Origin of the sequence: Acinetobacter sp. NIPH1876, assembly GCF_022808535.1 — a bacterium.
In the GTDB taxonomy this organism is placed as follows: Bacteria; Pseudomonadota; Gammaproteobacteria; order Pseudomonadales; family Moraxellaceae; genus Acinetobacter; species Acinetobacter higginsii.
The window spans coordinates 36,752-49,550 of the sequence record NZ_JALGBR010000007.1 but is presented as its reverse complement, the minus strand read 5'-3'; the positions used below and the strand labels follow the sequence as shown (position 1 = coordinate 49,550).

Annotated in this window: 12 protein-coding genes; 4 read left to right on the top strand and 8 right to left on the bottom strand. The window is 42.7% G+C overall.

Going from position 1 to position 12,799, the window contains the following annotated elements:
• Positions 1-25: 25 nt before the first annotated feature.
• Both rlmB and MN869_RS08570 read right to left on the bottom strand, forming a co-directional pair.
• Complete coding sequence (rlmB, locus tag MN869_RS08575; RefSeq protein ID WP_004802304.1) at positions 26-775, bottom strand: 23S rRNA (guanosine(2251)-2'-O)-methyltransferase RlmB; 750 nt, start codon at positions 773-775, stop codon at positions 26-28.
• Between the two features lie 130 nt (positions 776-905).
• Complete coding sequence (locus tag MN869_RS08570; RefSeq protein ID WP_004802302.1) at positions 906-1,232, bottom strand: pyrimidine/purine nucleoside phosphorylase; 327 nt, start codon at positions 1,230-1,232, stop codon at positions 906-908.
• Positions 1,233-1,714: 482 nt separating this feature from the next.
• On the opposite strand from MN869_RS08570, the gene recN reads away from it, so the two are divergent.
• The 3 genes from recN (at position 1,715) to ruvX (ending at position 4,478) form a co-directional block, all read left to right on the top strand.
• Entirely contained in the window at positions 1,715-3,373 is a 1,659-nt protein-coding gene (gene recN / locus MN869_RS08565; RefSeq protein ID WP_243307123.1) for a DNA repair protein RecN, read from the top strand.
• 114 nt (positions 3,374-3,487) lie between these two features.
• Positions 3,488-4,042: a YqgE/AlgH family protein gene (locus MN869_RS08560; protein WP_004802298.1), complete on the top strand. Its 555-nt coding sequence runs from the start codon at positions 3,488-3,490 to the stop codon at positions 4,040-4,042.
• Complete coding sequence (ruvX, locus tag MN869_RS08555) at positions 4,035-4,478, top strand: Holliday junction resolvase RuvX (protein ID WP_243307106.1); 444 nt, start codon at positions 4,035-4,037, stop codon at positions 4,476-4,478. Before MN869_RS08560 ends, ruvX begins: the two co-directional genes overlap by 8 nt.
• 110 nt (positions 4,479-4,588) lie before the next feature.
• Here ruvX and MN869_RS08550 read toward each other — a convergent pair whose 3' ends face one another.
• The 3 genes from MN869_RS08550 to MN869_RS08540 form a co-directional block, all read right to left on the bottom strand.
• Positions 4,589-5,590 carry an HlyD family secretion protein gene (locus MN869_RS08550; RefSeq protein WP_243307103.1) on the bottom strand — a complete coding sequence of 334 codons (1,002 nt, stop codon included), beginning with the start codon at positions 5,588-5,590 and terminating at the stop codon, positions 4,589-4,591.
• A gap of 65 nt (positions 5,591-5,655) precedes the next feature.
• Entirely contained in the window at positions 5,656-5,862 is a 207-nt protein-coding gene (locus MN869_RS08545; protein ID WP_004802293.1) for a DUF1656 domain-containing protein, read from the bottom strand.
• Positions 5,855-7,948 (bottom strand): FUSC family protein, encoded by a 2,094-nt coding sequence (locus tag MN869_RS08540; RefSeq protein WP_243307101.1) that lies wholly within the window; start codon positions 7,946-7,948, stop codon positions 5,855-5,857. The genes MN869_RS08545 and MN869_RS08540 overlap by 8 nt, the downstream gene beginning before the upstream one ends.
• Before the next feature lie 430 nt (positions 7,949-8,378).
• On the opposite strand from MN869_RS08540, the gene MN869_RS08535 reads away from it, so the two are divergent.
• A complete protein-coding gene (locus MN869_RS08535; protein ID WP_243307098.1) occupies positions 8,379-9,158 on the top strand; it encodes an IclR family transcriptional regulator C-terminal domain-containing protein in 780 nt (259 codons plus the stop codon).
• Between the two features lie 216 nt (positions 9,159-9,374).
• Here the strand turns inward: MN869_RS08535 and pgsA are convergent, their stop codons facing one another.
• The 3 genes from pgsA to uvrC all read right to left on the bottom strand — a co-directional run bounded on the left by pgsA (position 9,375) and on the right by uvrC (position 12,767).
• On the bottom strand, positions 9,375-9,962 hold the full coding sequence (pgsA, locus tag MN869_RS08530; RefSeq protein ID WP_004802289.1) for a CDP-diacylglycerol--glycerol-3-phosphate 3-phosphatidyltransferase: 588 nt from the start codon (positions 9,960-9,962) through the stop codon (positions 9,375-9,377).
• Positions 9,963-10,065: 103 nt separating this feature from the next.
• Entirely contained in the window at positions 10,066-10,863 is a 798-nt protein-coding gene (locus MN869_RS08525; RefSeq protein WP_243307096.1) for a thioesterase family protein, read from the bottom strand.
• A gap of 104 nt (positions 10,864-10,967) precedes the next feature.
• Complete coding sequence (gene uvrC, locus MN869_RS08520) at positions 10,968-12,767, bottom strand: excinuclease ABC subunit UvrC (RefSeq protein WP_243307094.1); 1,800 nt, start codon at positions 12,765-12,767, stop codon at positions 10,968-10,970.
• Positions 12,768-12,799 lie beyond the last annotated feature (32 nt).

Genomic DNA, 12,799 nt, shown 5'->3' with positions numbered 1-12,799 from the left:
TTTACATTGCCAACATTTGGCTAAATTATACAGCACTACGCTGACGACACGCCTCATAAAGTGCCATACCTGTTGCCACACTCACATTCAGACTTTGTAGATCACCAGACATTGGAATATAAACGGTATGATCACATTGTGACTGAGTAATTGGACGAAGGCCTGTATCTTCTGCACCCATAACAATCACTACAGGACCTTTGAAATCACATTGTTGTATCGGCAATGCTTTCTCATCCAGCATCGTCCCGATCACACGGGTATGGGTCGTGTCTTTTAAATGCGCTAGGGTTCGAGCGAGGTTAGTGACTTGAATAAATTTGACTTTTTCAGCGCCGCCTGCTGCAACTTTACGTGCTGTCGGGGTTAAACTGGCTGAACGATCACGGGGAACAATCACCGCCTGAACGCCCATCGCAGCCGCAGTACGAATACATGCGCCCAGATTATGCGGATCAGTCACTTGATCAAGTGCTAACAACAATGCATCTGGCGACTGTTGCATGATCTCATCCAAATCTTTTTCATTTAAGGTTGGATGTGGACGCACAGCGGCCACTACACCTTGATGAAATGGTAGCCCTGCGAGCTTTTCTAAGCTATCACGACTGGCTTTTTGTACACTGATCCCAAAAGGTTCTGCCAACTGCAAAATTTTTTGCAAACGCTGATCATCACGACCCTTCAATGTAAATAAAGTCAAAACGCGTTCAGGCTCCAACTCCAACAATGACTCCACTGAATGAACGCCATAATAATATTCGGGTTTTGCCATGAACGACCTCGTTTAGAAGCTCCTCTTTTATCAAGAGGATATTAGGGAATTTTAAAAAAACAAAAATCCTGCAAAGCAACTTTACAGGATTTTCTTTGAGCGTAGTGTACTCGATTTAAGAAGGAATAGGTTAACCTTCTAAATGGCAAACATAATCGAGTACTTCATCTGCTTCAATGTGAAACATGCTGTTTCCAGGTACATAAAAAGACTGACCTGCGCGGAATAATTCACTTTCAGTGCTATCTGCGATTTTGACACGGCATTCACCAGAAATAATTTCCATACGCTCTGGAACATGTGTTTCGAACGTTAAAGCTTGTTCAGTAGGTAAAATAACCCCTAAAGTCTTTTTTGTACCATCTTCAAATTGTACAGTATGGCTAATACACGCCCCACCAAAATACACATTCGATTTCTTAATGACCGTTACATGATCAAATTGCACTGAACTCATGCGTACTCTCCAAATAATGCCGCATTTATATTAGATTATGCTGGACGTAGTTTAATTGTGCCGTGACAACTAATCAATCCATTTTCTAGACTAAACATAGCAATTTTCATACCTGAGCCCAGATTAACAAAGCAACGCTTTGTCTGGGCGCAAGACGAACAGCTTTGCTGTGAGTGGCGAAGATAAATAACGTGAATTTAGACCTTGCGCCATATATAGCTCATATGCTGCGAGTGGCGAGGATTAACAAAGCTAAGTATACCCACACGCAAGACAAGCAACTTTTTACTTATCGCAATGGCTAAGCATAAGACCAACCACTTTTCTAGTCACGATTAAGAAATACAAAGTGAAACTTTCTCTTAAACTTACAAACTATCAGTAATTCCTCAGTAAATCAGGAAAATCCTGTATTCCGCTCTTGTCGTCACTTTAAAACTTCTCTATCTTTAAGCAAAAGATTCCGTGCATTGGATGCGTTTATGCTCACCCATTTAACTTTAATTAATTTTGCACTCGCCGACCATCTGGCTTTAGACATTGAACAAGGCTTCAATGTGCTGACTGGTGAAACTGGTGCGGGCAAATCATTACTGTTAGATGCACTTTCAGCGTGCTTAGGTGAACGCACTGATACCAATTATGTGCGTTATGGTGCAGACAAAGCCGATGTTACCGCTGTGTTTAGTTATCAGCCCAAAAGTGCGGAAGCACATTGGCTCACCGAACATGAATTGGATGATGATTCTGGTGAAATCCATTTAAGACGTGTGATTTTCGCTACTGGCCGCAGCAAAGCGTGGATTAATGGACGTCCGAGTAGTTTGGCCGAGTTGAAAGAAATCGGACGCTTACTGGTACAACTGTATAGTCAACATAGTCAACAACAGTTACTCGAACCGCCTTATCCGAGACGCTGGCTAGACCGTTATCATAATTTCGCAGAACCTTCACAAGCAGTACGTGAAGCGTATAGCACATGGCAACGAAATATTCGTCAACATCAAGCCGCTTTAGATGCGCAAGCGACACGTATTCAAAAAATACAAAGCCTAGAGTCCCAAATAGAAGAGCTTGAAGAGGTTATTCAAACCGATTATCGCGAAACAGAACAAGAGTTTGATCGTCTCAGCCATCATGAACATATCATGCAGGACTGTAGTTATAGCCTCAATGTCTTGGATGAAGCGGAGCAAAATATCACTCAAGAAGTTGCCTCAATCATCCGTCGCTTAGAATCTCATGCAGGTCGGAGCGAACAGTTAGCCAATATTTATAACTCTTTATTAAATGCACAAAGCGAAATAGACGATGCAACCGCGAGTTTGCGTCAGTTTATTGATCGTCAAAGCTTTGACCCTGAGCGCATGGAACAGTTGAATGCAACCCTCGAAGTGTTCCATCGTCTAGCACGTAAACATCGCACTCAACCGGAATTACTGAAACAAGAATATCAAACTTGGCAGCACGATTTAGAGCAACTCCATCAACTTGAAGATCCAGAAACGCTGGCCGAACAAGTTGAAGCTTCCTATCAGGCATTTATACAAGCTGCGCAACATCTAGATGATATTCGACGTGCGGCCGCAATTCCATTGGCGAAACAACTGACTGAACAAGTTAAACCATTGGCACTACCTGAAGCACATTTTGAATTTAAATTTGAACCACAGGATCCTAATGCTGAAGGTCTGAGCTTTATTCAGCTTCTCTTTACTGCAAATAAAGGGATTCCACCGCAACCATTGGCACGCGTTGCATCAGGTGGTGAGTTATCTCGTATTGCACTGGTCATGCAAGTGATGAATGCAGAGAAAACAGATGCAGAAGTGCTGGTCTTTGATGAAATTGATGTGGGGATCAGTGGTGGCACAGCAGAAGTGGTGGGTCGCTTACTGGCTGATCTGGCACAACATGTCCAATTATTGTGTATCACACATCAGGCGCAAGTTGCAGCACAGTCAGATCAACATTTATTGGTGAAAAAACAACAGACTGATCCAGCCAGCAGTACCATCATCGAGTTGGGAGAGGAACAGCGTATCCTCGAATTGGCCCGCATGTCTGGCGGGGTCGAAATTAGCGAAACCACCTTACAGCATGCACGCCAACTGCGTCAGCTTAAGTTCCAAACGGCCTAATTAAAGCGATAAAATTTCAGAAAAAGATTGGCGAAATCCGATTAACTCTTGTATGTTGATAAAAAGAACCTATATAGATAAATCAACACAATACATTGATGGAGAATCGCCTAGGTGACGAAACAATATTTAACTCACCGTTGTCTCATCGCTCCACCAGACATGGCAGATGACTTTTTTGCCAATACAGTCATCTATATTGCTCGCCATGACGAAGACGGCGCTCAAGGCATTATTATCAACCGACCTTCAGACTTACAAATCAAAGAATTACTCAATGATTTAGAGATTGATGCAGATAACGTACATCCTCATGCTGTATTGCAAGGCGGTCCTTTGCGCCCTGAAGCTGGATTTGTGCTGCATACTGGTCAGCCGACATGGCATTCATCCATTGCGATTGGTGAAAATGTCTGTATCACCACCAGTAAAGACATTTTGGATGCAATTGCACATAACGAAGGTGTAGGGCGTTATCAAATTGCTTTGGGTTACGCCAGCTGGAGTAAGAATCAGCTCGAAGAAGAAATGATACGGGGAGATTGGCTGATTTGTGAGTCGGATATGGATTTAATTTTTAATTTGCCTTATCACGATCGTTGGGATGCCGCTTACAAAAAAATTGGGGTAGACCGCACTTGGTTTGCTTCTGAGATTGGTCATGCCTGATATACAAACACCCCAATCCATCATGGCATTTGACTTTGGTACCCAAAAAATGGGGATGGCGATGGGTCAATCCAGTATTGAAAGTAGCAATCCCCTACCATTATTTCCGATGAAAGATGGTATTCCAGACTGGGATAAATTATTAAAGATTGTCAAAGAATGGCAACCGAATTTATTTATCGTGGGTTTACCACTGAATATGGATGATAGTGAATCTGAGCTCTCTGCCCGAGCGCGAAAATTCGCCCGTCGTTTACGCCACCAAACCAATATTGAAACATGGATGGTAGATGAGCGCTTAACCACACGGGAAGCCAGAGAAGAACTCGAATTTTATCAAAGTAAAGGTCAGGCAAAACGTTTATCGGCTGATAGCTTTGCAGCGGCGCTATTGATTCAGAGCTGGTATCGCAACCCAGTTGGAATTACCCCTTAAAAATATCCCCCATAAGATTCAATCGCCTAGTGCTATGAATACCACTAGGCGATGATGTCAAACTCAAAGCACGTTTCACGAATAAAATAAAATTTTTAACCTTAATTGAATTACTTCTCGATAATTCTAACTGTTGCCGTACGCCCAGAAACAAAGGCCAATGGATTTTTCGGCTGCTCATCCAATACAATTTTCACTGGTACGCGCTGTGCCAAACGCACCCAACTAAAGGTTGGATTCACATTGGCCAATAAATTCGAGCTGCCAGAACGTTCACGATCTTCAATCCCCGTTGCTATGCCTTGTACATGGCCCCGAATACGTTGCTTATCTCCCATCAACTGTACGGTTGCAGCATCACCCACATGAATACGGTTCAGTTTAGTCTCTTCAAAATAACCGACGACATAGAGCTGATGACGGTCTAATAAAGCAGCAACTGCCTGTCCTACCTTCACATAATTACCAACCCGCAAATCAAAGTTCGACAAGGTGCCATCCGCAGGTGCAACCACTTCAGAACGATTAAGATTCAACTCAGCCAAATGTAAGCTGCTGGTTGCCACTTCGATTAATGCTTGCTGCTGTTGAATGGCTGCATTGGCTTGCTCAATACTGGCGGTGAGCTGCTCACGCTCAGCAACAGCTTGATCACGAGTCGCAAAAACCTGATCTTGCTCTTGTTTAGAAATCGCACCATCCATTAAGCTGGCATAGCGTGCTGCATTTTTCTCAGCCAGTTTCATATTGGCTTCAGTTTTCACTAAGCTCGCTTTCGAACCTGCTAAATTTGCATGTGCTTGTGCTAAACCGGCTTTGGCTTTGGCAAGATCTGATTTGGCTTGTTCAACATCCAAGGCTTGACGCGCGACATCAATCTTGAACAGCACCTGCCCTTTTTTTACCGTCTGGTTATCTTGTACCAAGACTTCAGTCACCAAACCATTCACATCCGAAGCAACTTGAATCACATCACCACGGACACGCCCATCACGTGTCCACGGTGCTGCATTATAGTAATTCCATAAATGCACGATGGTGTAAACGGCAATCACAACTACAACCAGCAATACAATTGGACGTATAACTTTTCTTACATCAAATGCACTCATGTTTATTACCTCTACCACCTTTCTTTAAATCATTAAATTTTAGAATGAGCATTTCGTCCAAAACCTCAGGCCCACAGCCAAACAAATAGACAATGCACCAGTAGCATCAAACCCAAGTAAAAGCACAAATTGAAAATACTGGGCAATGCAATCCAGCCTTTGATGACCAAACGATCAACCAAGGGACTGAGTAGCTTAAACAGCACATAAGCAACAATGGCTTGTACCAAAAGGATTGGGATATAAACCCCATAAAGATTCATTTCACCCATGAGATACCCCTAAACCATAGCTGTCCGAATACATCTGTTCTATTGAGACATGACCAATACTTTCACAAATATTATTCAGTGAAATGAGCAGCCGTTGCCGCAACTGCACATCTTCAATCTGTTGAGAGATGTCTTGTAAACATTCTATTTGTTGCACAATCTGAATCGGAAAATGATGAATTGAAAGTTGCTTTTCTTGGCTCTGAAAATAATCTGCCAACTGCTGTTGTAACTGGTTCAAGCCATTTTGTAGTTCCAATAACTGTGGCAATTTTTGGCTAATTTCTTGCAAACGGACTAAATCAACAATCGAACTACTTTCAACCAATGCATTGTGAATCGCTGTTTTCACGTCTGGATTTTGTACCATCTTGGTATTTAACACCCCGACACGGTCCAACATACTACGTAAATGAATTTTAAAATCAGTGCCATAAGACAGATGTAAAGCTTGGCGCATCGCCTGATAATGCAAAGCTAAAATTCGCGTTGCACTGGTATCTGGTGAAACAGCACGGACCAAATCAATCACAATCAGGGAGACCAAAACGCCTAACACCATGGCAAAGGAACTATCCAGATAAGAGACAGCATCCATGGTATATTTGTTGTGTAGGTTCAAGCCCATCATGGTATTAATCCCGAGCACCATCCCCACAGGCATCAGCATTTGATTGGCCATCATGGTCACAGCAACAAGGAATACTGGAAATAGTACCAGTGCCAATTGCCAGAAATGAGTGATATGTGGAAAGATTCCAAAAGCATAGATGAAAACTAAACCCGCCGAGACAATACTGCCCCAGATAAAAATACGTAATACAGGCACTGGATTATCCAAGGCCGTTAAGATACAGGCAGTAATCGCCCCCATTTGAGCCATCATAAAGCCTGCTTTCCAACCCGAAAGAATCCAAGCTGCGGTCACAATAAAGGTAATTAACACCGCACTGATGCCGCCACGAACGGCAATGCCATGATCGCGATGCAAACTCGGATACTTGGTGGTGATTGCAGTAATTTCAGCTGGAATCTCTTTGTTGCCTTGCTGAATTTGCTGCCAAATCAATTTCACCGCCAACATATTGGCAATAAAATGACGAACATCCATCTTCAAGGCACCCAATACAATTTGCTGTTCAGCTGTGGCTTGTGCAATCAGCTCGGCAAAATCTTCTTCGAATTTTATCGGTAAACCCTGCAAATCACTGGATTGGACAATGCGCTCTTGCTTTAAAAAAGCCAAGGTATCTTGGCGGATACGATTTAAATGCGGCCTAAGATTACTCAGTTGCATTTGTTCCAATTGTTTCACCCTTTGCGATAAAGCCACCAGATTGGCCACCACCAATGACACCTGATGCAGCATTTCCTGCAAGGTTTTGGTCATGCCCTTTAACTCACCTTTTTCATAAGCCAAATGTACGGCTAAAGCATGAATATCAGCTGTATCACGGGTAATCACCGACAAAATTTGTGTATAGTCTTCTGGCGTTTCTTGAACAGTAATCAGCTTTTCAAAAGTACTTTCCAAATCATTCAGGGTTTTATTGACCCGCTGTTTAATCATTGCACCGACATGCACAGGGAAAAAGGTTGCTGAAACCACGGCGGTTGAAATCACCCCCACGGAAATTTCAAGTACACGCGCCAAGGCAATATCAAAAATATTATAGCTATCAATATAGGTAATCGCGTTATACACAATCATGGCGGTTGAATAACCCGCTAGCATGAATACATAACTACGTGGTGTCCGGTCGAGCAAAGAGACATAAAGTGCAAAGCCCACCCATAAGGACAAAATAATGGTAAACAACCAAGGGGTATTAATAAAATGAGGGGTCAGAAACAAGGCAATCATGGCGCCTGCGACCGTTCCGACTAAGCGATACACACATTTTGAAGACACCATACCCGAATAGGGACTGGCAATAATCAACACCGTACCAATCGACCACATCGGATTAATCAAATCCAACTCAAACGAAATAAACAGTGCCAGCATACCTGCTACAAAGGTTTTGCAGGCAAAGATGAGGTCAAGTCGACTCGGTCTAAAAGCCAACAGCTGTTTAAATAGCATGAATATGTCTCAGTTCAGCGTCAGTTTAATCACGCATACCATCACTAAAAAAGTGACAAGCTGTCCAGACTGATTTGAAAGCATTCAGATCAGGGCAAGTGCGATGAGTGAAACTGGATATAAGGAGTGATCTGCAATACTTAGCATTTTTAGGCATTTTCACCTAAAAATAATTATCCACATAAGACATTGCATAGCTTATTTTTTCAAAATCGAGTAAATTAGTCAACATAAATTATCACCATTTGATAATTTTTCATTTTAATTTAAAATAATCACTATAAAATTTATCATTTTTCTCAGTATTCATGCTAAACGATTGATCTCGGATGATCAGGTTTAAAAGTACATACACGACCTTTCGCTTTTCTGTTATAAAGCAATAAAAGTTCGGTTTTCACGTTATTTTGTAAGGAGTAGGCGTCCCATCATGGCCATTTCGAGTTTTGGTAAAATTCTTACTGTGCTGGATTTATTTTCAGTTTCACGTCCGATTATCAATGTCGATATCATTTGTGATGAGCTTGCGCTATCCAAACCTACCGCTTATCGTTATCTCAAAGAACTGGTTTCGACGGACATCTTAAAGCGGATTAGTGGCACATCGGGTGACTATACACTCGGCTCTAAAATTGCCGTTTTAGATTATATTTCTCACAGCACTGACCCACTGATTCAAATCAGCATTCCCTTTATGCGCGATATCGTGGAACGCACCGAACTGTGCTGCTTATTAACCTATTTAAATCATGATTATTGTATCGACCTACATCATGAGACCTTTAAAGATGCCGAATTACTCTCTTTTGGCCGAGGTTGTCCACGACCCGTTTACGTCGGTGCTTCGCCCAAGATCGTGATTGCGCATTTAAGCAAGCAACGTATTCAAGCCTATTATCAGCAGTTTTCAAAAGAATTGGCACAAGTTGGATTTGCGCAGACTCAGGATGAATTCATCCAACACATGCGGAAAATCAAAAAACAGGGCTTCTACCTATCCCAAGGTGAAATCGATCCTCAACTGTGCAGTTTGTCTGTGCCGATCCGTTTCTCCAGCAAAGAGGCGCCGATTGCACTCACATTAGTGGCTTCAAAGAATCGTTTTGACTTCATCAACATTCAAAAGTTAATTGAAATCTTGCAAAATAATGCGACTCAAATTGAACATAAATTTGCAACGCTGTCTGAGAGCCAAGGCAACCCGATTTGAGAATATTAAAAAACATTTACATTTTACACGGTTGTAAATTTCAGCAAATTCTCATATTATGATTATGTTCTTCAGCATACTCTCCCAAAAGAGCATGGCTTTCCTCAGAGAACTAAGCTCATCGTTGTATGGGCTTTTTTCTTGTCTAGCCATTCATCAGGCAATAAAAAAGCCCTCTTTATAGAAGGCTTTTTAAATATTAGCTTTGTAACACGATTAAGGCTGTTTTAAGTACGGCCATGCTGCTTTCAGATAAATAAACATCGACCATAGGGTGAGAATCACTGCGGCATACAGTAAAGCATAGGCCCAGATTTCCAATGGTTTCCAGTTCAATAAGAACACACTAATCGCAATCATTTGGAAAGCTGTTTTGTATTTTCCAACAGTTGAAACCGCAACACTGGTACGAGCACCTAACTCTGCCATCCACTCACGTAGCGCAGAAACAGTAATCTCTCGCGAAATAATTACAATCGCAGCAAAAGCCATTGAAATATTCGGCTGCCACTGCACCAATACAATCAGTGCGGCGGCAACCATCAACTTATCTGCTACTGGATCAAGGAACCGCCCAAAAGCAGAACTTTGATTTAAAGTTCGTGCCAAATAGCCATCCAACCAATCTGTCACCGCAGCAAGTACAAATACCGCTGTCAGTATCAGATGACGCATCATTCCCCCATGATGCTCAGCAATTCCAATTGCCGGTGGCCAATAAGCAATCACCAAGAAAACAGGAATTAGGGCAATACGTGCCAAAGTTAAAATATTAGGAATGTTCAGGATTTGCCCTGTACTCATAAACACCGCCATGTTGTTCGCATCAAATATGCATGTCGCACAAAGGATGTGCCGAGATTATCCATGTGTAAGCAACTTTATACGAAATGCACCGCAGTGTCGACTAGGCAAAAACGGCAACTGTCTGTCTAAGTACCGCAATTAAGCGGTTTTCACGATCCCAGATATACGCATATTCCGTCGAATAACCATGTTCTGCATATTCAGTCACGACTTTGTATTTAAACCAATCTTGAATTTGATCCACAATCGGCTGCAAATAGGTAATCTGCCAACTCAATGAGCTCGCTGGTGCAGGCGTTTTAAACATTGGTAATACCCCAGGTGGCCAGACGTCCATCAGTGCAAACAGATCTGCCATTTGCATATTACGGTTTGGGTGCAAACTAGGTGAAAACCGCCCCCAACCACCAAAATCAGGCACCTTACTGCCTGCCATTGGATAACTCCCTTCTGCCCAACACAATTCAAATTGCTGTAAACATTCGGGCATTAACCCCTCAATATAGAAGGTTTTATCCAGTTGTTCGGCCGTTGGATAGTCAGGAACTGTAGGTAAGTTTTGCACATGAATCCGCGATTCACGTTGTAGACCAAAACTGGCCACCAAAATACTTTGTACCGCATCATCCTGCCAGAGTCGGATTTCTAAAGTCGTGACTGATTTTCCTTCACGTAATATTTCAGCACTGAGTCTGGCCCGTCCTTGTTGCACCGGGCCAACAAAGGTGATGTTACAGCTTAACAGTTGTTTTGCTGCATCTTGTACCGTACTCAGCGCCTTTTGGATCATCAGTCCGGCAATCAACCCGCCAAACACTGTTCGGCCTTGTAGCCAACCTGATGGAATATCGATCCATTCTTGTTGTTCAACCTGTTGATAGAGCGGAAGCAAGGACATCATTTTTCCTTTATCATCGAAATACACTATCTTTGAATGTTTTTCGCCATTTGTGAATGATCGTTTACACCGCAATACAGGGAAGATTGTGTCAATCGGTCAAATTACTCATGTAAGATTTTATAAATCGTCCGCGCCAGAACCTCACCTAACCCCGGGACTAACATCAACTCTTTTTCCGATGCTCTGAGTACCCCTTGTATCCCACCAAAATGGGTCAATAAGTCACGACGACGCTTTGGTCCAAGTCCGGGAATGGCTTCTAATACAGAGCTACTGCGACGTTTATCTCGTTTGGCACGATGCTTGGTGATCGCAAAACGATGCGCTTCATCACGTACCTGTTGAATGAGGTGTAGCGCTTTATGATCTTCTGGAAGCTGAATCTTGGTGCCATCGGTAAAATGTAGTGTTTCCAATCCCGGCTTACGACCTTCACCTTTAGATACTCCGATCATAAAGGCATCCAGCTCTAGCTCTTGCATAACCTCCATCGCCATATGCAATTGCCCTTTACCTCCATCAATTAACAGAAGATCAGGCAACATATTCTTTTTATAGCGACGGATCAGGGCTTGCCGCATGGCAGCATAATCATCGCCCCCCGTAATATCTTGAATGGCAAATTGACGATAGTCTCTCTTTCGTGATCCACCTTGATCGAACACTACACAGGAAGCAATGGGTGCTTCGCCCATGGTATGACTAATATCAAAGCATTCAATCCGATCAATCGGACGTCCCACCACCTGTTCAAGCTGATGAAAACGTTCAGTTAACTCTAAATGATTACTGAGCTTACCTTTAATCGCATGTTGTACATTCATTTGAGCCAACTCTAACCATTCGGCTCGAGTCTCACGGACTTTATGTTTAATCTGTACCCTTTTATTAAAAGTTTGCTGTAACGCTTCTTCCAATTGTTTCTGATCTGGCACATCAACATTCACAATCAACTCTGTCGGCACTTCATCGGCAACTTGGAAGTAGAAGTTGGCCATAAAGTCACTGAGCATCTGTCCCAAATCATCACTCAACATATCTGGGAAATAGCTTTTCCCTCCCAGCATTCGTCCATTCCGCACATACATAATTTGGACACAGGTCACCCCGGCTTGATAAGCAATCGCCAGAATATCGGCTTCACCTTTGATTTTAAACACCGCTTGCTGTGCCTGTACTTCACGAAGTAAAGACAAACGATCTCGATAGAACACTGCCTTTTCAAATTCCAGTGCTTCAGCCGCCTGTTCCATTTTCCCAATCAATTCTTGATTCAGCTCTTTGGTATCGCCCTGAAGGAACCTAATCGAGTTATCAACATCTTCTTTATATTCTTCAGGACTAATCAAGCCGACACAAGGCGCGGTACAGCGTTTAATCTGGTATTGCAGACACGGACGTTTGCGCTGTGAAAAATAGCTGTTTTCGCATTGGCGTACATTAAACAGTTTTTGTAAGACTAAAAGCGTATCGCGCGCACTGTAGGCACTTGGATAGGGCCCAAAAAACTTACCAATTTGATGCTTGCCCTTACCTCGTCCGCTGGCGATTCGAGGATAGGGCTTGTCTGAGGAAACAAAGATATAGACGTAGGATTTATCATCCCGCAACATAATGTTATAAGGCGGGCGGTGCAGCTTAATCAGGTTTTGTTCAAGCAATAAGGCTTCGGTTTCGGAACGTACCACCAAGCTTTCAATATCATAGATACGGGCAACCAAGGCCTGTGTTTTCGGATGCTCGATGGTTTTTACAAAATAGCTCGACACACGATTTTTTAGATTTTTGGCTTTACCCACATACAGTAACTCCCCATCTTTACCCAGCATTTTATAAACGCCAGGTAACTGAGTCATATGCGTCAGTATTTTTTCAATGTGTTCTCGAGCGTTTGGGTTCACGACATGCCTATTCTCTCTATTTACATCACATG

What these genes read in the sequence shown, in the direction of transcription:
- rlmB (WP_004802304.1), bottom strand. Translation starts at nt 775, where the DNA reads ATGGCAAAACCCGAATATTATTATGGCGTTCATTCAGTGGAGTCATTG.
- MN869_RS08570 (WP_004802302.1), bottom strand. Translation starts at nt 1,232, where the DNA reads ATGAGTTCAGTGCAATTTGATCATGTAACGGTCATTAAGAAATCGAAT.
- recN (WP_243307123.1), top strand. Translation starts at nt 1,715, where the DNA reads ATGCTCACCCATTTAACTTTAATTAATTTTGCACTCGCCGACCATCTG.
- ruvX (WP_243307106.1), top strand. Translation starts at nt 4,035, where the DNA reads ATGCCTGATATACAAACACCCCAATCCATCATGGCATTTGACTTTGGT.
- MN869_RS08550 (WP_243307103.1), bottom strand. Translation starts at nt 5,590, where the DNA reads ATGAGTGCATTTGATGTAAGAAAAGTTATACGTCCAATTGTATTGCTG.
- MN869_RS08545 (WP_004802293.1), bottom strand. Translation starts at nt 5,862, where the DNA reads ATGGGTGAAATGAATCTTTATGGGGTTTATATCCCAATCCTTTTGGTA.
- MN869_RS08540 (WP_243307101.1), bottom strand. Translation starts at nt 7,948, where the DNA reads ATGCTATTTAAACAGCTGTTGGCTTTTAGACCGAGTCGACTTGACCTC.
- MN869_RS08535 (WP_243307098.1), top strand. Translation starts at nt 8,379, where the DNA reads ATGGCCATTTCGAGTTTTGGTAAAATTCTTACTGTGCTGGATTTATTT.
- pgsA (WP_004802289.1), bottom strand. Translation starts at nt 9,962, where the DNA reads ATGAGTACAGGGCAAATCCTGAACATTCCTAATATTTTAACTTTGGCA.
- MN869_RS08525 (WP_243307096.1), bottom strand. Translation starts at nt 10,863, where the DNA reads ATGTCCTTGCTTCCGCTCTATCAACAGGTTGAACAACAAGAATGGATC.